The sequence below is a fragment of the Streptomyces sp. WG5 genome (genome assembly GCF_049974565.1).
GTDB lineage: Bacteria > Actinomycetota > Actinomycetes > Streptomycetales > Streptomycetaceae > Streptomyces.
Window position 1 is genome coordinate 31,504 of sequence record NZ_JBNGGC010000039.1, and the last position, 24,300, is coordinate 55,803.

Annotated in this window: 20 protein-coding genes, 1 other RNA gene and 2 pseudogenes; 11 read left to right on the plus strand and 12 right to left on the minus strand. The window is 72.0% G+C overall.

Annotated elements, in window-relative coordinates:
- Nucleotides 1-231 precede the first annotated feature (231 nt).
- The 3 genes from ACP4IX_RS30965 to ACP4IX_RS30975 form a co-directional block, all read right to left on the minus strand.
- Nucleotides 232-963: a hypothetical protein gene (locus ACP4IX_RS30965; protein WP_426522507.1), complete on the minus strand. Its 732-nt coding sequence runs from the start codon at nucleotides 961-963 to the stop codon at nucleotides 232-234.
- A gap of 126 nt (nucleotides 964-1,089) precedes the next feature.
- Nucleotides 1,090-2,085 carry a polysaccharide deacetylase family protein gene (locus ACP4IX_RS30970; protein WP_426522508.1) on the minus strand — a complete coding sequence of 332 codons (996 nt, stop codon included), beginning with the start codon at nucleotides 2,083-2,085 and terminating at the stop codon, nucleotides 1,090-1,092.
- Between the two features lie 35 nt (nucleotides 2,086-2,120).
- Complete coding sequence (locus tag ACP4IX_RS30975) at nucleotides 2,121-3,095, minus strand: glycoside hydrolase family 11 protein (protein WP_426557834.1); 975 nt, start codon at nucleotides 3,093-3,095, stop codon at nucleotides 2,121-2,123.
- 766 nt (nucleotides 3,096-3,861) lie between these two features.
- Here ACP4IX_RS30975 and ACP4IX_RS30980 point away from each other — a divergent pair.
- Nucleotides 3,862-4,647 (plus strand): hypothetical protein, encoded by a 786-nt coding sequence (locus ACP4IX_RS30980; RefSeq protein ID WP_426557836.1) that lies wholly within the window; start codon nucleotides 3,862-3,864, stop codon nucleotides 4,645-4,647.
- Entirely contained in the window at nucleotides 4,640-7,834 is a 3,195-nt protein-coding gene (locus ACP4IX_RS30985) for a DEAD/DEAH box helicase (protein WP_426557838.1), read from the plus strand. Before ACP4IX_RS30980 ends, ACP4IX_RS30985 begins: the two co-directional genes overlap by 8 nt.
- A gap of 1 nt (nucleotide 7,835) precedes the next feature.
- Here the strand turns inward: ACP4IX_RS30985 and ACP4IX_RS30990 are convergent, their stop codons facing one another.
- Complete coding sequence (locus tag ACP4IX_RS30990) at nucleotides 7,836-8,027, minus strand: hypothetical protein (protein ID WP_426557840.1); 192 nt, start codon at nucleotides 8,025-8,027, stop codon at nucleotides 7,836-7,838.
- Nucleotides 8,028-8,211: 184 nt separating this feature from the next.
- On the opposite strand from ACP4IX_RS30990, the gene ACP4IX_RS30995 reads away from it, so the two are divergent.
- Together ACP4IX_RS30995 and ACP4IX_RS31000 are read left to right on the plus strand one after the other, a co-directional pair.
- Nucleotides 8,212-9,516, plus strand: a complete 1,305-nt coding sequence (locus ACP4IX_RS30995) for a hypothetical protein (RefSeq protein ID WP_426557842.1) — start codon at nucleotides 8,212-8,214, stop codon at nucleotides 9,514-9,516.
- 6 nt (nucleotides 9,517-9,522) lie between these two features.
- Nucleotides 9,523-9,818, plus strand: a pseudogene (locus ACP4IX_RS31000) (LLM class flavin-dependent oxidoreductase); the annotation flags it as partial.
- A gap of 242 nt (nucleotides 9,819-10,060) precedes the next feature.
- On the opposite strand, the gene ACP4IX_RS31005 reads toward ACP4IX_RS31000, so the two are convergent.
- Together ACP4IX_RS31005 and ACP4IX_RS31010 are read right to left on the minus strand one after the other, a co-directional pair.
- Nucleotides 10,061-10,969: a class I SAM-dependent methyltransferase gene (locus ACP4IX_RS31005; protein WP_426557843.1), complete on the minus strand. Its 909-nt coding sequence runs from the start codon at nucleotides 10,967-10,969 to the stop codon at nucleotides 10,061-10,063.
- A gap of 33 nt (nucleotides 10,970-11,002) precedes the next feature.
- Nucleotides 11,003-12,078 (minus strand): annotated as a pseudogene (locus ACP4IX_RS31010) (NAD(P)-dependent alcohol dehydrogenase).
- A gap of 333 nt (nucleotides 12,079-12,411) precedes the next feature.
- Here ACP4IX_RS31010 and ACP4IX_RS31015 point away from each other — a divergent pair.
- On the plus strand, nucleotides 12,412-12,945 hold the full coding sequence (locus ACP4IX_RS31015) for an EF-hand domain-containing protein (protein WP_426557845.1): 534 nt from the start codon (nucleotides 12,412-12,414) through the stop codon (nucleotides 12,943-12,945).
- A 55-nt stretch (nucleotides 12,946-13,000) separates the two neighbouring features.
- Here the strand turns inward: ACP4IX_RS31015 and rnpB are convergent.
- An RNA gene (rnpB, locus tag ACP4IX_RS31020) (RNase P RNA component class A) lies at nucleotides 13,001-13,402 on the minus strand.
- 306 nt (nucleotides 13,403-13,708) lie between these two features.
- Here rnpB and ACP4IX_RS31025 point away from each other — a divergent pair.
- The 4 genes from ACP4IX_RS31025 to eda all read left to right on the plus strand — a co-directional run bounded on the left by ACP4IX_RS31025 (nucleotide 13,709) and on the right by eda (nucleotide 16,635).
- Entirely contained in the window at nucleotides 13,709-14,470 is a 762-nt protein-coding gene (locus ACP4IX_RS31025) for a MerR family transcriptional regulator (RefSeq protein WP_426522526.1), read from the plus strand.
- On the plus strand, nucleotides 14,467-15,063 hold the full coding sequence (locus ACP4IX_RS31030) for a hypothetical protein (protein ID WP_426557846.1): 597 nt from the start codon (nucleotides 14,467-14,469) through the stop codon (nucleotides 15,061-15,063). The genes ACP4IX_RS31025 and ACP4IX_RS31030 overlap by 4 nt, the downstream gene beginning before the upstream one ends.
- Before the next feature lie 44 nt (nucleotides 15,064-15,107).
- The gene (yaaA, locus tag ACP4IX_RS31035) at nucleotides 15,108-15,890 is read left to right on the plus strand and encodes a peroxide stress protein YaaA (protein WP_426557848.1); all 783 of its coding nucleotides are present in this window, start codon (nucleotides 15,108-15,110) and stop codon (nucleotides 15,888-15,890) included.
- 76 nt (nucleotides 15,891-15,966) lie between these two features.
- On the plus strand, nucleotides 15,967-16,635 hold the full coding sequence (gene eda / locus ACP4IX_RS31040) for a bifunctional 4-hydroxy-2-oxoglutarate aldolase/2-dehydro-3-deoxy-phosphogluconate aldolase (protein ID WP_426522529.1): 669 nt from the start codon (nucleotides 15,967-15,969) through the stop codon (nucleotides 16,633-16,635).
- On the opposite strand, the gene ACP4IX_RS31045 is transcribed toward eda, so the two are convergent.
- The 3 genes from ACP4IX_RS31045 to ACP4IX_RS31055 all read right to left on the minus strand — a co-directional run bounded on the left by ACP4IX_RS31045 (nucleotide 16,610) and on the right by ACP4IX_RS31055 (nucleotide 19,650).
- Nucleotides 16,610-17,935, minus strand: a complete 1,326-nt coding sequence (locus ACP4IX_RS31045; RefSeq protein ID WP_426557866.1) for a bifunctional RNase H/acid phosphatase — start codon at nucleotides 17,933-17,935, stop codon at nucleotides 16,610-16,612. The genes eda and ACP4IX_RS31045 overlap by 26 nt on opposite strands.
- 108 nt (nucleotides 17,936-18,043) lie before the next feature.
- Nucleotides 18,044-18,787, minus strand: a complete 744-nt coding sequence (locus ACP4IX_RS31050; RefSeq protein WP_426522571.1) for a zinc ribbon domain-containing protein — start codon at nucleotides 18,785-18,787, stop codon at nucleotides 18,044-18,046.
- Nucleotides 18,784-19,650, minus strand: a complete 867-nt coding sequence (locus ACP4IX_RS31055) for a Nif3-like dinuclear metal center hexameric protein (RefSeq protein ID WP_426522530.1) — start codon at nucleotides 19,648-19,650, stop codon at nucleotides 18,784-18,786. The genes ACP4IX_RS31050 and ACP4IX_RS31055 overlap by 4 nt, the downstream gene beginning before the upstream one ends.
- Nucleotides 19,651-19,858: 208 nt before the next feature.
- Between ACP4IX_RS31055 and ACP4IX_RS31060 the strand changes: the two genes are divergently transcribed.
- Nucleotides 19,859-21,079 (plus strand): hypothetical protein, encoded by a 1,221-nt coding sequence (locus tag ACP4IX_RS31060; protein WP_426522531.1) that lies wholly within the window; start codon nucleotides 19,859-19,861, stop codon nucleotides 21,077-21,079.
- A 97-nt stretch (nucleotides 21,080-21,176) separates the two neighbouring features.
- Complete coding sequence (locus tag ACP4IX_RS31065; protein ID WP_426522532.1) at nucleotides 21,177-21,347, plus strand: hypothetical protein; 171 nt, start codon at nucleotides 21,177-21,179, stop codon at nucleotides 21,345-21,347.
- Nucleotides 21,348-21,435: 88 nt separating this feature from the next.
- Here ACP4IX_RS31065 and ACP4IX_RS31070 read toward each other — a convergent pair whose 3' ends face one another.
- Nucleotides 21,436-22,311 carry a MaoC/PaaZ C-terminal domain-containing protein gene (locus ACP4IX_RS31070; protein ID WP_426557850.1) on the minus strand — a complete coding sequence of 292 codons (876 nt, stop codon included), beginning with the start codon at nucleotides 22,309-22,311 and terminating at the stop codon, nucleotides 21,436-21,438.
- A 366-nt stretch (nucleotides 22,312-22,677) separates the two neighbouring features.
- A complete protein-coding gene (locus tag ACP4IX_RS31075; RefSeq protein WP_426557852.1) occupies nucleotides 22,678-24,120 on the minus strand; it encodes an MFS transporter in 1,443 nt (480 codons plus the stop codon).
- Between the last annotated feature and the right edge of the window lie 180 nt (nucleotides 24,121-24,300).

Consider the following 24,300-nt stretch of genomic DNA (forward strand, 5'->3'; position numbering starts at 1 on the left):
TTCGTCCGTCCCCGGTCGATCCGGCGATCGGTGGCAATACTGAAGCTGGAGCGAGAGTCTGAGATTGACGGCCCGGACGGTTGTCGCCCGCGCCTCTTCAGGCTGAACTTCAGTTTCAGCTTGCGCTCATCGCGCGAACCGGTCCTCAATCCGGCCCGCGCCTGTCGCGCACCCCCGCGCTCGCACGCGGGGGCGTTCGTGGAGGCCACCCGTGTCCGGGCGGCCTGTGCTTCAGCCGAACAGGTAGCCGAACACCGCGTCGCCGACCCGCTGGTCGGTGACCTCGGCGCCGTTGGCCTCCTCGCGGGCGAACTTCACGGCCTGCTGGAGCTTCTCGACCCGCTCCAGCAGCTCGTTCACCCGCCGCGCCGGAAGCGCTCCGGAGAACTTCACGGTCGTCCAGTACCCGATGGGCACGTCCTCGTAGTACACCTCGACCTGCGCCGGGTGCTTGTCCGTCGCCTCGGCCTTGACGTGGTTGCGCGGGACCTTCTTCGTCCGGATCGTGCGGACCGGGTCCGTCTTCCACCAGTCCGTGGACGGGTCCTGGGACCAGGACTCGGCGGCGTCGAGCGTGGGGAGCTTCTTGACGAAGGTGTGCAGGTCGGTGAGCTGCTTCTCCAGGAAGAGCAGGTAGCTGACCGGGACGTCCGCGACGACCGTCCGCCCGTCGACCGTGACGTCCGCGCGGGCCGCGCAGTTCGCCCAGTCCTTCGTCGCCGTCACGTCGAAGAGCCGCGTCAGCGACGCGGACATCTCGCGCAGCACGTCCTCGGCCCGCACCTGCACCCGTGTGGACTCGGGCGGCAGCTGCTCGCCCTCCTCGTCCTTCGGCTGGTACGTGCGCGAGATCCCGGCGAGCAGCGCCGGCTTCTGCACCTTCTGGTGCGCCGCGGTGATGTCCTGGAGCGATCTGCTCTTGACGCCCTTTTCGACAGCGATGATCTGGTTCAGCTTCGCCATGTCGGTCCCCCTTCGAACAGGCACGAACCTATCCCAGTGCCTCGGGGGCGCGCACGTCCTTTCGGTGCCGGCGGACGCTCGTGCGGCACGGCGGCCGGAACCGCCGTGCCCCACCACGTGCCCGGTTCAGCCCGTGCTGCAGGAGACCGTGGGCCAGGCCCAGTTGCCGTTGGCCTGGATGGTGGCACCCCAGTTGTTGCCGCCGCCGTTCGACTTGGCGGTCAGCGTCTGCGCACTGGGATAACTCGCGTTGACGTTCCAGGTGGACAGCACCTTCGCCGGGGACGGCACGTTCATCGTCACGGTCCAGTCACTCGCCCCACTGACCGAGACGTTGAGGTTGTACCGGTCCCCCCACCGCTGCCCCGCCGACAACGTGGCGGTGCAGCCACCACCACCGCCGCCACCGCCACCACCACCGCCCCCGCTGCCGCCGTCGGGGGCGACCGCGCGGCCGGTCTGCGGCGAGATCATGCCGGAGCACAGGCCCTTGCTCTCCAGGGTCCGCGCGATGCGCGGAATGGCCGCGAGCGTGTTGGCGGACCAGTCATGCATGAGCATGACCTGGCCGTTGCCCAGCCGGGAAGCGGCCTGCACGATCGCGTCGGTACTGGCGTTGTTCCAGTCCTGCGAGTCGACGTCCCAGATCACCTCGGTCAGCCCGTACTTGGCCTCGACCGCCCGCAGCGTGGCGTTGGTCTCACCGTACGGAGGGCGGAACAGCTTCGGCGTGCCACCGCCCGCGCTCGCGATGGCCTGCTGGGTCCGGGAGATCTCCGAGTCCATCTGGGACTGGCTCAGCTGGGTCATGTGCGGGTGGGTGTAACTGTGGTTGGCGACCCACATGCCGGCGTCGACCTGGGCCCGGACCAGCGACGGGTTCTGGGCCGCGTACTGGCCCTGGTTGAACATGGTGGCCCGCAGCCCGTTCTGCCGGAGCGCGTTGAGCAGGGCCTGGGTGGTGCCGGAGGGGCCGTCGTCGAAGGTGAGCCCGACGTAGCCGTTGCAGGCGGCGGCCTGCGCGGGCGCGGCGTCGGCGGCGACGGTGCCCGCGGCGGCCAGCGCGGCGACGGCCACCCCGGTGACGAGGGAACGCAGTGACGGGCGTGGTCTGGTGCGCATACGAGTGGGTCCTCCTCTCCTCGTGTCAGGTGCGGTCAGCCCGTGCTGCAGGAGACCGAGGGCCAGGTCCAGTTGCCGTTGGCCTGGATGGTGGCACCCCAGTTGTTGCCGCCGCCGTTCGACTTGGCGGTCAGCGTCTGCGCACTGGGATAACTCGCGTTGACGTTCCAGGTGGACAGCACCTTCGCCGGGGACGGCACGTTCATCGTCACGGTCCAGTCACTCGCCCCACTGACCGAGACGTTGAGGTTGTACCGGTCCCCCCACCGCTGCCCCGCCGACAACGTGGCGGTGCAGCCACCACCGGAGCCGGTGCCGCCGACCGTGATGTTGGAGCTGCCGCTGCTCTGGTAGCCCTCGGTGGCCATGATCATGTAGTAGCTGAAGTTGCCCAGCGGCATTCCGGCCCGCGCCCACGCGTCGAAGTGGTTGCCGGTGGTGATGGTGCCACCGGTGCGCTTGGCCTGCCGCACGCTCCAGTACTGGTCGAAGGTGCGGGTGCCTTCGACGGAGGGCGCGTTGTGGCGGGTGGTCTTGTAGATGTCGTAGGTGCCGCCGTCGCTGGTCACGGTGCCCTTGTACTCGCCCGTGGGCCGGTAGGTGCCCCAGTTGTCGACGATGTAGTACTCGACGAGCGGGTTCGACGTCCACCCGTAGAGGGTCAGGTACGCGTTGCCGGACGGGTTGAAGGTGCCGGAGTACTGCACGGTCCTGCGTCCGCCGTTGCTCCAGCCCTTGCCCGCGACGAAGTTGCCGGTGTTCCGCCACGAGGTGCTGTACTGGCCGCCGGAGCCCATGTCCATGGAGACGGTGCCCTGGCTGTCGGTCCAGAACGAGTAGTAGTAGCCGTTGTTGGTGCCCTCCTGGTTGGTCGTGACGACCGTGCCGGCGTGGGCGGTGCCCGGCAGCATCAGCGCGGCCAGGGCGGCCAGCGCGAAGGCCCAGGCACTTCTGACGAGCAGCGTGACGGGGCCGCTTCTGCGGCGCCCGGGTTGGACGAGCACGTTCATGGGGGGTGCTTCCTCTCGTGAGGGTGGCCAACGGCGCCAGTGTTGGCCTGCACTCGTCAAGCGTCAACAGTTTCGGTAGACATTTCGAAAGCTTCGTCTCCGGGGAGACTCAAGAAATGTCGATAGACTCGCTGTTCAGGCAGGCGTAGCTCAGCCGGTCAGACTCACAAGAGGAGAACCGCCACCGCAGGGGAAGAAAGCCAAGGGTCGGAGCTTCGAAAGTTTCGACGAGTCCACGTCGCCGCCCCTGACTATCGCCACTGCCTACAACCCACGGGGTCGGTTCGGGGGTGTCCGCTGACCTTCGAGCAGTCACGCCGCGCTGGTGATCGGTTGCTACGTCCCGGACGGCTGGAAAGGAGTGCGGCCGCTTCCGCCTCGTAGCCCGGCCCGCCCAACTCCCCGTCGTCGTCCGACGCCTCCGCCACCACCTCGGACACGACTGCCCCCACCGGGGCACGAAGCGAGCCGACCACGGGCCCCGACCCCGACACGCTCCGTAGCGAGGTCACCGACGCACGCGGCGCCGGCCGCGGCCTGCCCCTCGTCGAAGCCCTGTCCACCCGCTGGGGGGGGTGTGATCCCTATCAGCCCGCCGGGAAGACGGTGTGGGCATGTCTCCCGCGCTCCTGACGGCGATTGCGAGACAGTCCGTCCACAGACGGACACGCGGCGTGGACAACTCCCCGGGGAGGTGGAAAGAATTCCGATCACACTGAGGGGGAGGGACGTAAGGGTGGGGGAAGACAGCACGTCGGACGGTTCCGTGCCACGCATACCTCGCGGGGTCGGGATGTACGGCGGCGTCGACGGAGGGGTGACCTGGGTCGGCGTCGAGCTGACGGCCGATGTTATGCGGGCGGTGACGGAGCCGTGGGCCGAGCGGGCCGGCGACCTGGCGGCGACACACGAGGTCATCACCGAGTTGCGGTCCCTGGCCACGACCGACATGGAGTCCGAGTACATCCGCGACCTCCTGGAGGCCGAACCGGAACCGAGGCCCTGGCAGCTCGGCGAGGCCCTGGCTGAGGTGCTGTTCGAGCATTGGCACGGAGCGGTCTGGCTCTGGCACCAGAGCCGGGACCGACGTACCCGTAACGCGAGTCTGCCGGGCGCTGACCTGGTCGGGCTGTGTGTCGTCGACGGTTCGGCGACGCTGCTGTTCGGCGAGGTGAAGTCGTCGGCCGAGCTACAGTCACCGCCCAGGGTGATGACCGGGGACAAAGGGATGATCGAGCAGCTCAAGCGGCTCGCCGAGAAGGACGATCACCTCACGCTCATCAAATGGCTGCGTTCCCGCTGCCAGACACCGGAACACATCGCCGCGTACCGCACGGCAGCCCGTCGGCTCATCACGTCCCAGGGCAAGGACATCCACCTCTTCGGCGGACTGGTACGTGACACCCCTCCCGTACCCACGGATCTGAGCGGCCTCGCCGCCGACCTGGCCAAGACGGTCGTGGAGCCGATGCACGCGCTGCTGACGGCCTGGTACGTACCGGTCGCCATGTCGGCCTGGCCCGCGCACGCGGGGGTGCAAGGTCGTGGCTGATCTCGGCTGGCTGGAGGGCGCCATCGACCCCGGGTTGGTGGCGGAGGCCGGTGAGCGGGCGCACCGTGTGCTCATCGGGTCCGCGCTGCGCGCCGTGGAGGGGGAGGTCCCCCAGGGGCCCGAGGAGGGTCGCGAGGCGGTCGGTTTCGCGGTGGACGCACTGGACTTGCTCGCGTGGGACGCGATCGCCGATGATCCGAAGGCGGAGTCGACTCGGCGGCTGTGCGGACAGATGTTCGCGCTGGCGAGGGCCCGGCTGCCCGACGGTGACGGGTATGCACCAGAGACTCGGCTGGAACTGCTGCGTACGGCGTGCCTGGGCTGGATCGCGGATGAGACCCCTCTCGCGGCCCGGCTGCTCGCGGACGTCGAGTTGCCCTCCGTACCGGCCATGGGCGACGACTGGGAGTCCCGGGTGCGGCGCGGCACCACCGACGCGTGGCTGTTGTTGCTGCGCAAACGCGGGTGGGAGGACCTGGACGCGCTGGATCAGCTGGTGCTGCGGCTGCGGCGGGAACAGGAGGGGCTGGAGGAGCCGTACCTCTCGGCGGCGGGTGAAGACGCGCGCCCCGCCGCCTGGTCACTGGCCGCGCACTATCACCTGCTCAAGACGGCGGAACTGCTGGCCGAGTACCTGGCGACGGGTGCACTGCTGCGGGGGCGGCGGCCGAGCCGTCACTACGGGGTGCGGGAGCAGGTGCAGTCGCACTGCGACCGCGCGCTGGAGGCGGCCGTGGCCACAGCCGACCCGGAGCTGGAACTGCTCGTACGGCTGCTGACCGCGACCGCCGACCAGATCATCGACAACAGCCTGTGGACGGTGGCGCGCGCGGTCAGCCCGGAGGTCAACGCCTTCGTGGCCTCGCTGGTCGACCGGGGCCGGCCGCGCCCGATCTTCGAGGTGTTGCCGCCGCAGCGGGTGGCCCTCGCGGAGCAGGGGCTGATCCGGGCGGCGCACCGGAGTGTGGTGGTCAGTCTCCCGACGAGCGCGGGCAAGACCCTGATCGCCCAGTTCCGCATCCTCCAGGCCCTCAATGCCTACGACAAGCAGCAGGGCTGGGTCGCGTACGTCGCCCCGAACCGGGCGCTGGTGAACCAGATGACGCGGCGGCTGCGCCGGGACTTCGAGGGACTCGGTATCGGAGTGGAACGGGTCAGTCCCGCCCTGGAGTTCGACGGTCTGGAAGAGGACATGCTCACGGACCGCGGCGAGGGGCGGTTCCGGGTGCTGGTGTCGACGCCGGAGAAGCTGGATCTGCTGCTGCGGTCGGGCTGGCAGGAGAAGATCGGGCGTCCGCTGTGTCTGGTGGTGGCGGACGAGGCGCACCACCTGGGCGCGGGCAGCCGGGGGATCAAGCTCGAACTGTTGCTGGCGACCGTCAACCGGGAGGCCCTGGACGCCGGTTTTCTGCTGCTGACGCCGTTCATCGACAACGGGGACGTCATCGCCGAGTGGCTGGACAGCGGCAGCCGGCAGTCGGTGGGGCTGTCCGTGGACTGGGCGCCGAACGACCGCATCCTCGCGCTCGCCTTACGGGAACGCGCTCCAGGCGCCGGCGGTTTCCGGGTCGCCCTGGAAACCCTGGTCACCAGCCGGAGAACGCTCAGCGTGCCGGACACTCTTCCGCTGGACGGCCACCGGCCGCTCGGACTCACCTGGTCGCAGGCAAGCAGCCCGGGCAAGTTGGCAGCCGCGACGGCGACGGTGCTGGCGGAGCGGGGGCAGACCATCACTCTCGCCCAGCGGCCGGATCACGCCTGGTCGCTGGCCAAGTCGCTCGCCGGAGGCCGGGAGGAGCCGGCCGGCGGCGGCGAGGACCTGCGGGCGGTCCAGGACGTGGTCGCGGAGGAGTTCGGCGCGGACTTCCCCCTGGTGGGGCTGCTGGCGAAGGGCGTCGGAATCCACCATCGCGGCCTGCCCGACGACATCCGCACGCTCACCGAGTACCTGATGGAGGTGGGCGACCTGACCCACCTGGTCTCCACCACGACAATCGCGCAAGGCGTCAACTTCCCCGTGGCAAACGTCGTCCTGGCCTCCCACCAGTTTCCGTACGGTGAGGACATTCCCGCCCCGGACTTCTGGAACCTGGCCGGCCGCGCCGGCCGGGTCGAGCAGGGCCAGGTGGGGTTGATCGCGCTGGCGGCGACGGACGAGGTGCGGGCCGGGAAACTGCGGGCGTTCGTCGACCGCCAGGTGACGGAGCTGAACTCCACCCTCGTCGACATGGTGCGGACGGCCATGAACAATTACGGTCACCTGGACCTGCACGTCCTCGCTCACCTCCCGCAATGGTCGGCGTTCGTGCAGTACCTGGCCCACACCTACCGGCAGATCGGGGACGCGGAGGAGTTCGCGGAGGAGGCCGAGCAGATTCTGCGCGGCACCCTGGGCTTCCAGGACCTGCGGCGCACGGACCGTGGCTGGGCCGCGCAGCTGACGCGCAGCGTGCGGACGTACGCGGCACGGCTGTCCGGGCAGCCGCTGGCGCTGGTCGACAGTACGGGTTTCTCGTGGGAGAGCGTGTCGGCCACGCTGGGCCGGCTGAGCGAGGCGCGCATCGACCGCGAGGTGTGGGAACAACCGCTGTTCCAGGGAGACCGCCGGCCGCTGGCCCAGCTGATCGGCGTGATGCTGGAGGTTCCCGAACTCAGGAACAACCTGGTCGAGGTGACCACCGAACACGAGGGACGTAGCGGTGACTTCGTCGCCCGTGTCATGCAGGACTGGGTGGGTGGCGCGTCGATGCGGCAGCTCGCCGCCGACCACTTCACGAAGGCCGGCACGAGGGACGAGCTCAAAGCGATCACCAAGTGCTGCCAGCGACTGTTCGGCGAACTGGCGCCCACGGTCTCCTGGGGATTGTCGGCGCTCCAGTCCCTGACCCTGGGCCGGGACTTCGCCACGCTGCCGACCGAGACCACACGCGAACTGCGCAACATCCCGTCGTACGCCTACTACGGCGTCCGCACCGAGGACGCCGTCGCCATGCGGCTGGCCGGGATGCCGCGGGCGGCGGCGGCCCGCATGGCCACGGCGACCGCCGACGGCGAAGGCCGCACGGGCGGCCCCGCGGGGGCGCGCGCCCGGCTGGCCGCCCTGCCCGAATCGGGCTGGCGGACGGCCCTCGGTCACAGGGGCTCGGCCTATCGCACGGTCTGGCGGATCCTCGACGGGGCGCAGTGAGTCACCGCACGCAGGACGTCCACAACGCGTACGCGCGGCGGGCCTCCGCGAGCAGCACGGCGGTGCCGGCCGGAGTCCCGAAGGAGTCCACCGCTCTCGCGGTCACGGTGCGCAGGTGGTCGCCGGCGATCCGGGTCCGCTCCCGCCGGATCTCGTGCTGTCGTGAGGCGAGCCCTTGGTCCCGTTCCCACATGTCCTCCAGGGTGCTCGTGCCCCCAGTCGTCGTTGCCCCTGAATGGATCACAAGAACGCTCGGCGGTCACCTGGGCTCCGTGGTGGGCGACTGTTCCCTCACACGTCGTTGACGGGTCGGCATACGCTAAGGCGACGCGTCATGACAGCGCCGACCGTCCAGCGTGCGGCCCGCCTCGACAGGAATGAGTCCTTTGCCCTTCCCTCCCGGCGACATGGTCGCTGCCTTCGGCAGACACCTGCACTTCCAGAGCCTGGAACAGGCCCTGTGCGAACGCCACCCCGAACTGGCCGAGCGGGTCCGCTTCGACGACTCGCAGGGACGTATGCTCCTGAAGGTCGCGCTGTCCGGCGCTCGGTCGGTCGCGCTGGCGCACTTGCGCCTGGACCACACCATCGTCTGGGCGGTGCTGGACCCGGTCCTGGACAGCGAACCGTCCCTCTGGCCGCTGGACACGCCCGACGACGTACTGGTGGACGCCGTGCACGCCCACGCCACGGCCCAGCTCAATGGGGAGCCGGTCTCTTCTCCCTGGCGCTGGCACGAGAGCGAGCCGTCCGAGATGACCGCACTGGCCGACCTCTTGGACTCGCGGGGTGTGCGGGTGCGGCGAGTGGCCGCCGGGAACGGGTACTTCGCCTACGGGCCACGTCACACGCCGAAGCTCGACATCGTAGGCGGCCGCGGTGAGGCGTTCTTGGAGGCCGCCTTCTGCGACGCCGTCGTACGGGTATCGCTCAAGCACACCCTCGGCTGGCTGGTGGACGTGTACGAACCGAGGTGGGGCGGTTGGGGCCGTGTCGTCCTGGACTGGTACGTCCGAAGCGGATCGTCCCCCACGCCGGGTGTGCCCCGCGCGGACGTGTCCGTGGAGGAGATCGCCGAGTTGCTGTGCAAAGGGCCGGACGCGTGGGAAACGGAGCCACCCTGGGTACCTCCGCGGCTCGGCACACCGCCCTCCCGGGAGCCCAGGTCCGCCTTGCAGGAGAGCCTCTTCGCGGACCTGCCCGTTCAGAGCAGCGTCCCCGCATGGGTGGAGGACTTCACCGACCTGCTGGACGAGGCGGAAGAGCAGAGCGTGCCGGAACGCCGCGAAGGCCCTCTCACTCCACGGGAGATCACGGAAGCGGTCCTTCGGCAACTCACCACGCTCGGTTTCTCTGACCTCTTGGAAGGCGAGGCCGACGTCCCGATCGAGTCCGATGCGTTCCACATCGAGTGGCGCAGTGCCCGCAAGGACCTGTCGGCCACCGAGATGCAGCGGCTGAACGGCCTGGCCGCGGCGGCCGGCGAAGTCCTTCCCAAGCGACTGATCGTCATCACGGGCGCCGGTCTCACCCGCCCGGCGGCGGACTTCGCCGACAAGGCCAAGGCGTACGCCTTCTGCCTCGACCGGATGACAGGCCTGCTGACAGCCCTCAACTCACGTGCTCGTGAAGCAATGCCGCCCACCCAGATCCCCGGCACACGGGAGCTCGAGCCCTGGTGACTGCTCTTCGAGGCCGCTGGGGAGTTGTCCGACGGCTGCCCCCACGCCCCGGGCTACACCCGCGAGGCCTACGACTACGCCGTGCACCATGTCCGGGCGGGCGCAAAGCGCGTCGGCGAGGACTGGCGATCCCTGGACATCGGGGCCTGGGTGGTCGTCGCGACCGGTCCCGACTCTGCGGCGGCCAAGGAGGCGGCGCGCAGCATGGTCGGCATCTACGCGTCCTGCCCGAGGGGCAACTGCTCCGCAACGGCGTGGACCCGGCCGAGCTGAAGCCGGTCATCGACGCGATCGGCGCCGGATCGGCCGGGATTCGCCGGCCGAGCCAGTACCGCGTTGTCGCCGGATCGCGCCGCCCGTTCCGGCGGGCCGGAGCTGCCTTCGCCGTCTGGTGGTCAACGGACGGCCTGACCGTGCTCAGGCTCGGGAGGGAGGCTGGTTGCGGAAGTCCCGGCGTCGTGGCCAGATCACCGCTCGTCCGTGGACATTCGCCCCTCGCCGCAGGCGGGAGGCCGGGCCGCGGCCCGGCCTCCCGCCTGCGGCGTCACGGTCGTGGCTTGTTCGCGAAGACCCACCGGTTGCCCGCCAGGGCGTCGTTCTGCTCGGGCAGCGGACCGCGTCCGTGAAGGCGGGTGAAGTCGAAGGGGGTGCGGACCGATGTGGACCAGCCTCTGCTCGCCAGATCACCGGCGGAGTCGGGGCGCGGCTCTCTGTCGAACAGATTGAGCAGGTCGATGCCGACCTGGTGGGTCGTCGAGGTGTAGAGCGGGCTGTCGCGGTATTCCATCAGGTCCTTTTCGAGCTTGACCTCGAACGCCAGAGCGCTCCGCTCCGTGCTCAGCCGGTCCACCCTGTCGATGAGGTACGTCTCGGTGGCAGCCGGCAGGTAGAACAGCAGCCCCTCGGCCAGCCAGACGCTCGGTGCGTCCGTGTCGAATCCGGCGTCGGCGAGCGCCCCGGTCCAGTCGGCGCGCAGATCGATCGGGAGGGGTACGCGCGCTGCCTTCGGGGTGGCCGACAGCCCGTCGAGCACCTTGTGCTTGAACGCCAGCACTCCTTCCCTGTCGATCTCGAAGACCACGCAACCGGGAGGCCAGTCGAGCCGGAACGCCCGCGCATCCAACCCTGCTCCGAGCAGGACGACTTGGCGGGCACCTCCCGTGCGCACCGACCGGAGGAGGAAGTCGTCGAGGACCCTCGTCCGCAGCCCGAAGTAGCGCGCGAACCGGCCCCACAGCGGGTTCGCGTCCCCGTCCGGGGCCTGTTGTATGCGGACCGGCCAGTGGGCGGACGCCGGTGCGGCGAGCACGAAGTGCTCCGCGTAGACGTCCCGCGCCAGGGAGTCGTGGCGGTGGGTCTCGATCGCCCGTGCCGCGGCGACCATGAGAGCGGTCACGCCCACACCTCCTTCCACGTTCCCCTCGTCGGGGTCGAGATGCGTGGGTTCGGCCATGCTTCCTCCATCGCTGAGTGGGGACCGCGGCCTTCAAGGCCGCGCTCGTCGCTTCCGCCCCTCCGGGATCAGGACGGGTTTGACCACGCGGCCCGCTTCGCAGTCGCGTTCGGCCTCGTTGATGTCGGCGAGCGGATACCTGCGGATCAGCTCGTCGAAGGGAAAACGCCCTGCCTGCCACAGCCCGGTCAGCCGCGGGACCAGCAGTCCCGGCACCGCGTCGCCTTCGCAGATGTGGGAGATCCTCCTGCCCCGGTCCAGCGACCCCGGTTCGAGTGGCAGCGTGGTGTGGAGCCGTGCCACCAGACCGAGGTGGCCGGTCGGGCGCAGAGCCCGGAGCGCGTCATTGATCAACCGGGCGGAGGCAGTGGTGTCCAGCGCGTAGTGCGCGCCGCCGTCGGTCAGTCGCCGGATGCGGCCGGGCAGGTCGGATGACGCGGAGTGCAGCGGGGACGCGCCGAATCGTTCGGCGAGGGCCAGTCGTCGAGGGTGCCGGTCGACGGCCACGGTCACCACTCCGGAAGCGGTGGCCGCCATCACCGCGGCCAGGCCCACCGCTCCTGCGCCGAAGACCGCGAGGGTGTCGCCGGGCCCGGCGCCGAAGGAGTTGAAGACCGCTCCGGCGCCGGTGAGGAACCCGCAGCCGAGCGGTCCGAGCAGTTCGACGGAGAGCGAGGGATCGACCCTCACGGCGTTACGGGCCGGGACCACCGCGTACTCGGCGAACGAGGACTGGCCGAACCACCGGGGGGCCAGCTCGTCCCCGGCCACGTCGGTGAACCGCGCGGCGTTCTCCGCGCGCCCGCCGAAGAGGTTGAGTGCGGCGAAGGAGTCGCAGTGGGCGGGGGCAGCGGCCATGCAGTGGTGGCAGTGGCCGCAGGAGTCGAAGCTCAGTACCACGTGGTCGCCCGTGCTCAGGCCGGTGTGCGGGCCGCCCGTCTCCACCACGACCCCGGCGCCTTCGTGGCCGAGCACCGCCGGCAGCGGTGAGCGGCCCGCGGAACGCCGGACGCGAGATCGGTCCGGCACATCCCGCAGCCCGCGATCTCGACCAGGATCTCGCCGTCGGCCGGCCCGGTGTGAAGGATCACCTCCTCGATGGGCCGCACCGCCGACGAGGAGACACCCGCCGACGGGAGACGTGGAAGGCGAGGACGGCTGAGCGGCGGCGGGACCGGTGCGTGTTTCATGCCGGAGCGGCACCATTTTCATTCTTTCCGTTGAACAGCCCGCCTTCCCCGGGGCACCGGATTCCGCAGCCCGCATAGTGGCAGCGCGACGGCCACACGACCGGCCGACGGGACACGGGCTCCCCCGCCCCGCGCGGGTGCTCGCCGCACCCGCCGGCGGCCCACCGGTACCTCGTCGGGCCGTCGCGCACCGTACGGCGCGGCCGGCGCGCACGGCCGTCCCGTCTCCTGGTCCGACGAAAGGCAAGAGCCATGCGGAACGAAGCGATCAACCGGGTACAACTCGTCTTCACCCTGTTCGACGCCGACGGGAACGGAGTTCTGGAATCCGACGACTTCGCTCTGATGAGCAACCGGGTCGCCGCTGCCGTCCCCGAAGCCGACGAGGCGCGGAAGCAGGCCATGCGTGCCGGTTTCACGCGCTACTGGAACACGCTGGCCGGTGAACTCGACACCGATCGAGACGGCCGGATCACCTACGACGAGTTCCAGGCGTGCGTCTTGTCGCCGGAGCGCTTCGGCGGAGCGATCGACGAATTCGCGGCCGGCTTCGCGCGCCTCGGTGACCTGGACGGCAGCGGTACTGTCACCCGGCCGGTGTTCATCGGCATGCTGAGGGGGGTCGGTTTCGACCTGCCGAACATCCACGCACTCTTCGACGCCTTCGAACCCGATGAGGACGACCGGGTCCGGGTGGACGTCTGGGAAGCCGAGATCAAGAACTTCTACGCCCCTGACAAGGGCGGTGTCCCCGCGGACCTGTTGGCGGCTTCTCCGGCGGCCTGATCCAGCCGCTCTGTCGCGGACCAGGGCCTTTCCGAGGCGAAGCCGCAGGTGGCGGCAGACGAGTCGGGCTGTACGCCGGGTTCTGTTCCGGCGGGTCCTCGCGGGCCCGCCGGCGACGGCCATCCATCTAGGACCGGCGTTGCCACCGGCCTCGTGCGGTCTACCCGCGGACTCGGGCGGGCAGCCCTCGAACGTCCGCGCAGAGACACCGGGGTGTCTCCTTTTGACCTTGCTCCGGGTGGGGTTTACCTAGCTGCCCAGGTCACCCTGGGCACTGGTGGTCTCTTACACCACCGTTTCACCCTTACCCGGCGCCGAAGCGCCGGGCGGTCTGCTTTCTGTGGCACTGTCCCGCGGGTCACCCCGGGTGGCCGTTAGCCATCACCCTGCCCTGTGGAGCCCGGACGTTCCTCGGGAAGTCCCGTGAGGGACTCCACGCGGCCGCCCGCCCGGCTCGTCTGCCGTATCGACCATGGTACCGGGCGTGCGCGCGGGCTCGGGCCCGCGGCCGCCGTCGCCCAGGACCGAGCCCGTGAGGATCAGGGCGAAGGCGGCGATGACGCCGGGTGCCGGGGACTCGCCCGGGAAGAGCGCGCCGCCGCGACCGCGATCGCCGGGTTGGCCTACGTGATGACCGGCGCGCGGATCGGACCGGCCTCCTTGATCAGCTCCGGGATGGCGGCGAAGGCGATCGCCGTGCAGAGCCGGAAGCCGGACCCGCCACGCTTGACCCTGCCGCAACGGCAACGTCTTCACTGGAGTCATGCGAATCGGAGAACTCGCCGACACCGTCGGCGTCACCACGCGGACCGTGCGGCACTACCACCACCAGGGCCTGCTGCCCGAGCCGGAGCGGCTGGCCAACGGATATCGGACGTACACCCTGCGGCACGTCGTCGTGCTCGCCCGGATCCGCCGGCTGACCGAGCTGGGGCTCGGGCTGGCGGAGGTGCGGGACGTGCTGGCGGACGAGGCCGGGAAGGATCTGACCGAGGTGCTCGAGGAGCTGGACGCGGATCTGGCGCGGCAGGAGGCGGCGATCCGGGACCGCCGGGCGCGGTTGCGGGCGCTGCTGGGGACGGAGGGCGGGTTGCCGCCCGAGGGGCCGGTCTCGGCGGAGCTGGCCGAGCTCTTCGCCGGTATGGGGGACGTTTCCGGTTCCCCCATGGCCGTACGGGACCGCGAGATGCTGGCGCTGCTGGAGAGCACCGTGGCGCCGGAGGACCGGGAGGGGCTGCTGACCGCGCTGCGCGGTGCCCTGGGTTCACCGGAGGCGGTGGCGCGGGCCCACCATGCCTACGCGCTGCTCGACGAGCTGGCGGACGCCGGCGTCGACGACCCGCGCGTGGCGGAGGCGGCCCAGGTGCTCGCCGACTGCCTGCCCGCGGAGCTGCTGCCCGAGGAGGACGTCGCACTGGACTCCGGCCACGGTTTTCTGGGTGCCCTGTACGCCGACTTCGCGCCGGGCCAGGCGGAGGCGATCCGGCAGGCCATGGAGATCGCGTCGAGGGGGCGGCGGCCATGAGGATCCTGTCCCTGATCGTCCGGCACGAGCTGCGGATGCTGGCGAGTCTGTGGCTGTGGGCGGCCCGGCGGACCGACGGGGCGTCGGCCGGCGGGGCCGTCTTCGGGTACACCCGGGGGCAGGGCGCGATGACGCTCGGGCTGGCGTTCGTGTGCGTGGTCGAGACGGTGATGATGTCCGTGCTGCTGCGCGACTGGCCCACCGTGCACCTCGTGGTGCTGGTCCTGGACGTGTACACCATCGTCTTCGTCGTCGGGCTGCACGCCGCGTCCGTGGTCCGCCCGCACGTCCTGGACCCGGACGCCGGCACGCTGCGCGTGCGCCAGGCCGGGCACGCCGACGTGCGGATACCGCTGGAACGGATCGCCTCCGTGCGGCGCGAGCTGCGGACCACGCACGAGCGGACGGAGGGTGAGCTCGGTCTCGCCGTGGGTGCGCAGACCTCCGTCACCGTCGAACTCGCCGAGCCCGTGCCCTACGTCACCTTCTTCGGCCGGCGGCGCGAGGTCCGTGTCGTGCGCTGCCACGCCGACGACGCCGGGGGCCTCGTACGGGCCGTCGACCAGGCACGGGAGGGGTACGCCGTACCCTGACCGGGAGCCCTGGAGCCCAGGAGGCTCGTAGTGAAGGAGTGCGTGTGCTTGTCCTGCTGCCCCCGTCGGAGGGGAAGGCCGCGTCCGGTCGCGGCGCCCCGCTGAAGCCGGAGTCGCTGTCCCTTCCGGGACTGGCCGCGGCCCGGGAGACCGTCCTCGGTGAACTGGTCGAGCTGTGCGCCGGTGACGAGGAGAAGGCGCGCGAGGTGCTCGGACTGAGCGAGGGGCTGCGCGGCGAGGTCGCCAAGAACACGGAGCTGCGGACGGCGGGGGCGCGTCCGGCCGGGGAGATCTACACCGGCGTGCTGTACGACGCCCTGGACCTGGCCTCGCTGGACGCGGCCGCCAGGAAGCGGGCCGCCCGTTCGCTGCTGGTGTTCTCCGGGCTGTGGGGCGCGGTACGGGTGACCGACCGGATCCCCTCCTACCGGTGCTCGATGGGCGTGAAACTTCCCGGGCTCGGGGCGCTGGGCGCGTACTGGCGGGCGCCGATGGCCGAGGTGCTGCCCGAGGCGGCCGGGGACGGGCTGGTGCTGGACCTGCGCTCGTCGGCGTACGCGGCGGCGTGGAAGCCGCGGGGGGAGGTCGCCGGGCGGACGGCGACCGTGCGGGTGCTGCACGCGCCGACCCGGAAGGTGGTCAGCCACTTCAACAAGGCGACCAAGGGGCGGATCGTACGGAGTCTGCTGGCGTCCGCGAGCGCGCCGGAGGGGCCCACGGAGCTGGTGGAGGCGCTGCGGGACCTGGGGTACGAGGTGGAGGCGCAGGAGCCGGCGAAGGCGGGGAAGCCGTGGTCGCTGGACGTGCTGGTGGCGGAGATCCACTGATCCGGCCACCGGATCACGCGTTGCGCATGTCGCAACGCCGATTGCACAGAGTGCTTTCCGGCGGCACGATGAGGGCATGACCTCTCCACTGCCCTCCTCCCCCCGTGCCTCGACGCCGTCGGTACTGGATCTCGCGCCCGTCGTGCCCGTCGTGGTCGTCGACGACCTCGCCGACGCGGTGCCGCTCGCCCGGGCGCTCGTCGCGGGCGGGCTGCCCGCGATCGAGGTGACGCTGCGGACGCCGGTCGCGCGGGACGCGATCCGCGCGATCGCCGCCGAGGTGCCGGGCGCGGTCGTCGGGGCGGGCACGGTCATCGCGCCGGAGCAGGTCGGTGAGGTCGTGGCGGCCGGGGCCCGGTTCCTGGTCAGCCCGGGGTGGACGGACGGGCTGCTGGCGGCGATGCGGGCGTCCGGGGTGCCGTTCCTGCCGGGGGTGTCGACCACGTCGGAGGTGGTGGCGCTGCTGGAGCGCGGGGTGCGGGAGATGAAGTTCTTCCCGGCCGAGGCCGCGGGCGGCACCGCCTACCTCAAGGCGCTCGCCGCCCCGCTGCCGCAGGCCCGCTTCTGCCCGACCGGCGGCATCACCCCGGCCTCGGCGCCGGAGTACCTGGCGCTGCCCAACGTCGGCTGTGTCGGGGGCAGCTGGATGCTGCCGAAGGACGCGGTGGCCGGCCGTGACTGGGCGCGCGTGGAGGCGCTGGCCCGTGAGGCGGCGGGGCTCAGCGCAGGTGGGACGTGTCGTTGAACAGCCGGACGCTGGCGCCGCCGTCCGCGTAGTACGCCACCGCCGACAGCGAGGCCGCCGACAGTTCCATGCGGAACAGCGACTCGGGCGGGGCGCCCAGGGCGAGCCGTACGAACGTCTTGATCGGCGTCACGTGGGAGACCAGCAGCACCGTGCGGCCCGCGTAGGCCGCGGCCAGCCGGTCGCGGGTGACGGCGACCCGGGCGCCGGTCGCCGCGAAGCTCTCGCCGCCGCCGGTCGGTTCGGCGTCCGGGGAGGACAGCCAGGCGTCCATGTCGTCGGGATACCGCTCGCGCACCTCGCCGAAGGTGAGCCCCTCCCAGGCGCCGAAGTCGGTCTCCCGCAGGCCCTCGTCGACCGTCACCGCCAGGCCGAGGCGGGCGGCGACGATGCCGGCGGTTTCGCGGGTGCGGGCCAGCGGCGAGGCGACCACCGCCTGGATCGTGCCGCGCCGGGCGAGGCTCGCGGCGACCTTCTCGGCCTGTTCCCGGCCGACGGAGGACAGGGACGGGTCGCTGCCGCCGCTTCCGGAGAACCGCTTCTGCGGGGTGAGCGGCGTCTCGCCGTGCCGGAGCAGGACGAAGGTGGCGGGAGCACCCATGTCGGGGGGTCCCCAGCCGGGTGAGGCCACGGTCCTCGCGGCCCGCACGTCGGCGTCGGCCGCGGAGACAGCGGCAGCGGCAGCGGCAGCGCGAGGAGGGACACCGGTGGTCTGCGTGGTCTCCGGGTCCGTCCGGGCCGCCTGAGTGAGGCGTTCGCCCACGGCGGCTCCGTCACCGGCCTCGGCGGCCCCTCGCTCCGCTTCCGCTTCCGCATCCGCGTCAGCGGCCGCTGTCCGGGCGCCGCCGGCGTCCAGTTCCGCCGTCGACGTGGACGCGGACCACTGCTCGCCGCGGGCCCCGGCGTCCATCGCCTCGTTGGCCAGTCGGTCGGCGTGCTTGTTGCTCGCGCGGGGGATCCACTCGTACGTCACGCGCCCCGGCGGGAAGACGCGCGCCGCCTCGGCCGCCAGCGGCTTCATGCCGGGGTGCTTGATCTTCCAGCGGCCCGACATCTGCTCGACGACGAGCTTGGAGTCCATCCGGACGTGGACGGTCGCGTCCGGGTCCAGCTCCTTCGCCGCGCGCAGACCTGCCAGCAGACCCCGGTACTCGGCCACGTTGTTCGTGGCGACCCCGAGGTACTCGGCGGCCTCGGCCAGGGTCTGCCCCGTGGCCGCGTCCAGGACCACGGCTCCGTACCCCGCGGGTCCCGGGTTGCCCCGCGACCCGCCGTCGGCCTCGACGACGAACTCCCGCACCGGGCCCGCCGCCGGACCTGCCACGGGACCCCTCGCCGGATCGGTCGCCGGGCCCGCCACCGGGTCTCCCGTCGGGCCCGCCGCTGGATCAGCCACCGAACAGGCCCCTCACAGCCCGGAGTCGGCCGTGCGCACCAGGATGCGGCGGCAGTTCTCGCAGCGTACGACCGTGTCGGGCGCCGCCGAGCGAATCTCGCTCAGCTCGGTGATCGCCAGCTCCTGGCGGCACCCCTGGCAGCTGCGCTGGTACAGCTTGGCCGCGCCGACGCCGCCCTGCTGCTCGCGCAGCTTCTCGTAGACCTTCAGCAGGTCCGCGGGGACCGAGGCCGCGATGACCTCGCGCTCCTTGGTCACCGAGGCCGCCTCGGCGTCCAGTTCCCCGACGGCGGCGTCCCGGCGCGCGGCGGCGTCGTCGGTCTTCCCCTGCACCGCGCCGACCCGCTCGGTCAGCTCGGCGACCCGCTCCTGCGCGGACTCACGGCGCTCCATCACCTCCAGGACGATGTCCTCGAGGTCGCCCTGCCGCTTGGCGAGGGACGCGATCTCGCGCTGGAGGTTCTCCAGGTCCTTCGGGGAGGTGACGGCGCCCGAGTCCAGGCGCTGCTGGTCGCGGGTGGCGCGCTGGCGCACCTGGTCCACGTCCTGCTCGGCCTTGGTCTGCTCGCGGGCGCAGTCGCTCTCCTCGGTCTGCGCGGCCACGAGCAGGTCGCGCAGCTGCGTGAGGTCCTTGGTCAGCGACTCGATCTCGGCGTGCTCGGGCAGGGACCTGCGCTTGTGCGCGAGCTGCTGGAGACGCACGTCGAGGCCCTGGACGTCGAGGAGTCGGATCTGGTCGGCGGGCGCGGCTTTCAGTTGGGGGCTCCCATTGTGTCGGAGGTCGGGGCGGACGCCGCGTGGGCGGTCCAGGGGTCGGTGACCGTCTTGGAGACGTGGACCCGGAGGTCCCAGCCGTTGCGGTCGGAGATCTCGTCGAGCTGGGCGGCGGCCAGCTCGCACCAGGGCCACTCGGTGGCCCAGTGCGCCGCGTCGAGCAGCGCGAGGGGACTGCGGGCGCGGTCCGCGGTGAACTCGGACACCGGGTGGTGGCGCAGGTCCGCGGTGAGGAACGCGTCGACACCGGCCGCGCGTACGTGGTCGAAGAGGCTGTCGCCGGAGCCGCCGCTGACGGCGACCGTGCGGACGGTCGCGTCCGGGTCACCGGCGACGCGGATGCCCTGCGCGGTGGCGGGCAGCCGCTCGGCGGCGCGGGCGGCGAGTTCGCGGACGGTCAGCGGGTGCTCCGGTTCGCACACCCGGCCCAGGCCCCGACGTCCTCGCGGGTCGGCCGGGTCCGGCACGAGGGGCCCCACGACGCGGAGGTCGAGCGCGCCGGCCAGCGCGTCGGAGACACCCGGGTCGGCGGTGTCGGCGTTGGTGTGGGCGACGTGCAGGGCGATGTCGTTCTTGATGAGCGTGTGCACCACGCGGCCCTTGGATGTGGAGGCGGCGACCGTCGTCGTCCCCCGCAGATACAGCGGGTGATGGGTGACGAGCAGGCCGGCGCCCAGCTTCACCGCCTCGTCGGCGATTTCCTGGACCGGGTCGACGGCGAACAGGACCCGGGAGACCTCCTGGCCGGGGTCGCCCACGACGGTGCCGACCGCGTCCCAGGACTCGGCCCGCTCGGCGGGCCACAGGTTCTCCAGCGCGGCGATGACTTCTGACAGACGGGGCACGAATGCAAGGCTACCTGGAGGTTCTGCGCCGCTGTACCCGCAGCCGTACCGGCGGCCTCCCGTCCGGCCGTCCCGCTCCGGCGCAGCACACACCCCGCCCTCCTCTCAGGCGAATCGTTCCTGTGCCACACGTATGTGTGATGGGGCCTGCCGCCGGTCCCCCACCCCCGCGTACGAAACTAGCTTCGTCGCTGGAGGTGACCGAACGATGACGGTCTGTGCAATCGAGCCTTCGGTGAATCCCGGGCACGGCGGCCCCCCGCGGGCGGCCTGCAGCATCACCGCGGAGGGCGCCTACGCCGCGCGCCTCACCCTGAGCGGAGACTCCTGGTACCCGGAGCGCTGGACCCTGGACGGCCCCGAACCGTACGCGGTGCCGCTGCCCGGCAACCAGCCGGAGGAGCCCGGCACCGAGGTGCAGCCGATGGGCGACGGGCGGGTCCTGGTCCACCGCGTCGCGGCCGGACGGCACGTCTTCTCACTGCTGTACCCGACCGGCCCCGGCACCGGCGAACTGCCGCTCGGTGCGGTCGAGTGCCCGTCGGACACCATCGGGCTGCGGCTGCTGCCGCCGGCCCCGGACGGCGAGCGGGCGTACGCCCTCGCCGCCGGCCCGCGGGTGTCGGTGCTGTGGCAGGTCGCCGGCGGCCTCTTCGGACCGGAGCGGGTCGCCGAGATCCCCGGCCGGTGCTCGGGCGGGGCCTGGCTGGACCGCACGGGCCGGATACTGGCCGTGGACCGGGAGTCCGGCGGGCGCACCAAGGCGGTCGTGGTGGACCTGGAGCGGGGCGGCGAGGTGTCCCCGCTGCTGCAGATCACCGCGGACAGCGACGACCGGATACTGCTGGCCGACCCGGACAGCGGGCTGGCGCTGATCCGCTCGGACGCGCCCTCGCCGGGGCAGGCGCGGCTCGGCTGGGGGGTGCTGGGCAGCACCCTGCCGGTGCGCTTCCCGGAGTGCCTGCGGCTGCCGGACTGCGTCGTCACGCCGTTCGCGATCCAGCCCGGCCAGGCGCTCACGCCGGAGCGCTGCGCGGTGGCGCTGCGCCTGGACGGGGCGTTCGGCAGCTGGGTCGGGGTGTGGCGTCCCACCGAACGGCGGGTGCGTCACCTTCCGGCCCCGGAAGGATGGCTGACGGGCGCCGGGCTGTGGACCGCGGACGGGGAGCTGCGCCTGCCGTGCGCCACACCGCAGTCGCCGTGCGGCGTGGCGCGGCTGACCGCACGCGACGCGGGCGGTGGACCGGCAGGGACCCCGCAGGGTGCGGAGCGAACGCGGGATGCGGCGGGTACGCGGGATGCGGAGAATACGGAGGATATGACTCCGGGCAATCCGGAGACAACGGGCGTATCAGGCGCTCCGGCGTCCGCCTCGACGCGTCCCGTGCCCCTGCAACAGGCCCCGCTGGGACGGCTTGTAACGAAGTAGTGCCGGTTGGCGTGGTCACCTGGATTCGGGCCGAGGGGTGCCGGTTACACTCGCCCGGCTGTAGGAAAGATCATGTTGACGGGGTGAATTCCTTCCGATGAACGACGCCAGCACGACCCAGCCGATGCAGGCCGACGGTGCCGACGTTCGCGAGACCGACACCGGCCACGGCCGGCACCGAGGACCGGTCTCCAGTCAGGACGGCGCGGCGATTCCGCGGGGCCGCCACCGCAAGCCGGCCGAAGAGGCCGACACCGCAGCGGCCTGACGGTACGTCACGAGGCACGGACCAGAAGTAGCAAGCAGGCGAGCGGCTCCGGCCCCGTCCGTCACTCCGGCGGGCGGGGCCGGAGCCGTCATCCGTACCGGACGACGGTGTCGGCGAGGACCGGCGCGTCGCTCCGTTCCACGGCGCCCACCGCCACCCGCACCGTGCCGCCGCCCGCCGCCCCCGCGGACCGCCACATGCGCACCCGCAGTGTCTCCCCCGGATACACGGCCCCGACGAACCGCGTGCGGTACGCGCGCACCCGGGTCACGTCACCGTCCAGCAGCGTGTCGACGACCGACTTGAGCGTGCTCCCGTAGGTGCACAACCCGTGCAGCACGGGCCGGTCGAAGCCGGCGCGCGCGGCGAACTCCGGGTCGGCGTGCAGGGGGTTCCAGTCACCGGAGAGCCGGTAGAGCAGGGCCTGGTCCTCGCGTACGGCGCGCTCGGCCACATGGTCCGGTGCCGCGGCGGGTGGCGGCGCCGGACGTCCGGACGGTCCCCGTTCACCGCCCCAGCCGCCTTCTCCGCGTACGAAGACCTCGGCCTCGTCGGTCCACAGGGGCCCGTCCGCGTCGGTGACCTCGGTGCGCAGGACGAGGACGGCCGCCGTGCCCTTGTCGTAGGCGGCGACGACACGGGAGGCGGCGCTCGCCCGGCCCCGCACCGGAACGGGCCGGTGCGGGCGCAGGTACTGCCCGCCGTGCAGGACGCGGGCGAGGTCGACGTCGACGCCGGGCACGGACAGCGCGCGGATCACGTCGGGCGGGCCGCCGCCCGCGACGGTGGCGAAACTGGGCAGGACGTGCAGCCGGGACTCCAGGGTGTAGCGCAGTTCGCCCGGGTCGGTGGCGGGCAGGCCGGCGCCGATGCCGAGGTGGTAGAGCTGGACGTCCTTGTGGTCCCAGGTGATCTCGCGGACGCGGGGCGCGGCGGCGAGCGCCTGGGCTGCGTCGATGGGCATGGCTCTCCTGTCATCCCGGTACCGGTCGTCCGGGCACCCGTTGTCCGGGCGTCCTTCGTCCGGGCATCCGTCGTCCGGGCACCTGCCGTTCCGGCACCCGTTGCCCGGGCACCCGCCGTTCCGGCACCCGTCATCCCGGTACCGCCTACGGACGGCCCCGACCGTACGGGACGTCGGCCGCCCGTGACATGTGTCCTGCCGAAGTCCGGACGACCGCATCCGCCGCCCGCCCCCGCCCGCTCCGCAGCGTCCTCCGTATGCCACCGACGACGCGCCGCACCGCACCGCACCCGCCGTGCTGGCCGGCGAGACGGCCGTCGACCCGCCAGGCCCCGGTCCACCGAGCCCCGGTCCACCGAGCCCCGGCTACCCGCGTGCCCCGCGTTTCGTCCGCTCCCCCGGCGGCAGCCACACCCGCATCAGCACCGCCCCGGCGGCCAGCACCACCGCCGCCGTGCGGAACACCAGCGCGTACCCGTCCGTCAGTTCCTCGGGCCCGGCGTCCTCTCCCCCGGACCGGGCCGCCGCGATCGTCGACATCACGGCGAGTCCCAGCGAACCGCCCATCGTGCGGGAGGTGTTGACCAGCCCGGAGACCAGTCCGGCGTCCCCGGCCGCCGGCCCGGAGATGGCCAGCGACGCCAGCGGAGTCGCCGCCAGTCCCGCGCCCAGCATCATCAGCACCCCGGGAATCATGATCGCGGTCATGTACCCGCCGTCTGCGGTCATCGTCGACTGCCAGCCGAAGCCGACCGCCGCGACGAGCGTGCCCAGCACGGCCACGTTCCGCGCCCCGATCACCGGCATGAACCGCGGTGCCGCCTTCGAGCCGAGGACCACCGCCAGCGAGCTGGGCACCAGCGCGAGCCCCGCTTCCAGCGGGGAGTAGCCCAGTACGTTCTGCGCGTACAGGGTCATGAAGAACCACATCGAGAACATCGACGAGCCGGACACCAGCATCGCCACGTTCGCCGACGCCACCGACCGCAGCCGCAGCAGCCCCAGCGGCATCAGCGGTGCCGCCGTCCGCGCCTCGACGAGGAGGAACAGCGCCAGCAGCGCGAGCCCGGCGAGCAGCGGCACCAGCGCGGCGGCCGCGGTCCACCCCTCGGACTCGGTCTGCGAGATGCCGTAGGCCAGGGTGGCCAGCCCGGCGGTGACCAGCAGCGCGCCCGGCAGGTCGAGGCGCCGCCGCTCCCCCGCCCGGCTCTCGGAGAGCCAGTACACGGCTCCGGCCAGCACCACCGCGCCCACCGGCACGTTGATCAGCAGTACCCAGCGCCACGACAGCCCGTCCACCAGGACGCCGCCCACCAGACCGCCCGCCGCACCGCCTCCCGCGCCCACGGCGGTCCAGGTCGCGATCGCCCGGGCCCGCGCGGCTCCCTCGGGCACCGCCGCGGTCAGGATCGTGAGCGTCGAGGGGGCGAGTACCGCCGCGCCCAGGCCCTGCACGGCCCGTGCGGCCAGCAACTGCCAGCCCTCCTGGGCGAGTCCGCCGCCCAGCGAGGCCAGCGTGAACAGTCCGAGCCCGACCAGGAACATCCGCTTGCGCCCGTACAGGTCCCCGGCCCGCCCGCCCAGCAGCATGAAGCCGGCGAAGGCGATGGCGTAGGCGTTGACGACCCACTGCAGACCCTGCGCGCTCAGGCCGAGGTCGGTCCGCATCGACGGCAGGGCGACGTTGACGACGGACACGTCGAGCACGACCAGGAACTGTCCGGCGCACGCGAGCGCCACGACCAGCCAGGTGGGTGGTGTGCGGCGCGGTGATATTCGGGCGGTGTTCGTACCGGTGGCTTCGAGCATGGGCGTCATGGTCTCAACCCCGGAGCGCCCCTTGCATCGGGATTTGGGCCCCAGACCGTCCTAGGTCCTCGGTCCTCGGTCCTCGGACCCCGGGCTTGGGGCTCGGGGCATGGGCTCGGGGGCATGGGGCCAGGCGGGGCTTGGGGGCTTGGGGGCTGGGGGGGCTGGGGGGCTGGGGGG

Excerpts from the sequence above, each read along its gene's own strand:
- ACP4IX_RS30995 (WP_426557842.1), top strand. The coding sequence starts at position 8,212 with ATGAGTCCTTTGCCCTTCCCTCCCGGCGACATGGTCGCTGCCTTCGGC.
- ACP4IX_RS31015 (WP_426557845.1), top strand. The coding sequence starts at position 12,412 with ATGCGGAACGAAGCGATCAACCGGGTACAACTCGTCTTCACCCTGTTC.
- ACP4IX_RS30965 (WP_426522507.1), bottom strand. The coding sequence starts at position 963 with ATGGCGAAGCTGAACCAGATCATCGCTGTCGAAAAGGGCGTCAAGAGC.
- ACP4IX_RS31060 (WP_426522531.1), top strand. The coding sequence starts at position 19,859 with ATGACGGTCTGTGCAATCGAGCCTTCGGTGAATCCCGGGCACGGCGGC.
- eda (WP_426522529.1), top strand. The coding sequence starts at position 15,967 with ATGACCTCTCCACTGCCCTCCTCCCCCCGTGCCTCGACGCCGTCGGTA.
- ACP4IX_RS30970 (WP_426522508.1), bottom strand. The coding sequence starts at position 2,085 with ATGCGCACCAGACCACGCCCGTCACTGCGTTCCCTCGTCACCGGGGTG.
- ACP4IX_RS31025 (WP_426522526.1), top strand. The coding sequence starts at position 13,709 with ATGCGAATCGGAGAACTCGCCGACACCGTCGGCGTCACCACGCGGACC.
- ACP4IX_RS31070 (WP_426557850.1), bottom strand. The coding sequence starts at position 22,311 with ATGCCCATCGACGCAGCCCAGGCGCTCGCCGCCGCGCCCCGCGTCCGC.
- ACP4IX_RS30975 (WP_426557834.1), bottom strand. The coding sequence starts at position 3,095 with ATGAACGTGCTCGTCCAACCCGGGCGCCGCAGAAGCGGCCCCGTCACG.
- ACP4IX_RS31030 (WP_426557846.1), top strand. The coding sequence starts at position 14,467 with ATGAGGATCCTGTCCCTGATCGTCCGGCACGAGCTGCGGATGCTGGCG.
- ACP4IX_RS31005 (WP_426557843.1), bottom strand. The coding sequence starts at position 10,969 with ATGGCCGAACCCACGCATCTCGACCCCGACGAGGGGAACGTGGAAGGA.
- ACP4IX_RS31075 (WP_426557852.1), bottom strand. The coding sequence starts at position 24,120 with ATGCTCGAAGCCACCGGTACGAACACCGCCCGAATATCACCGCGCCGC.
- ACP4IX_RS30990 (WP_426557840.1), bottom strand. The coding sequence starts at position 8,027 with ATGTGGGAACGGGACCAAGGGCTCGCCTCACGACAGCACGAGATCCGG.
- ACP4IX_RS31065 (WP_426522532.1), top strand. The coding sequence starts at position 21,177 with ATGAACGACGCCAGCACGACCCAGCCGATGCAGGCCGACGGTGCCGAC.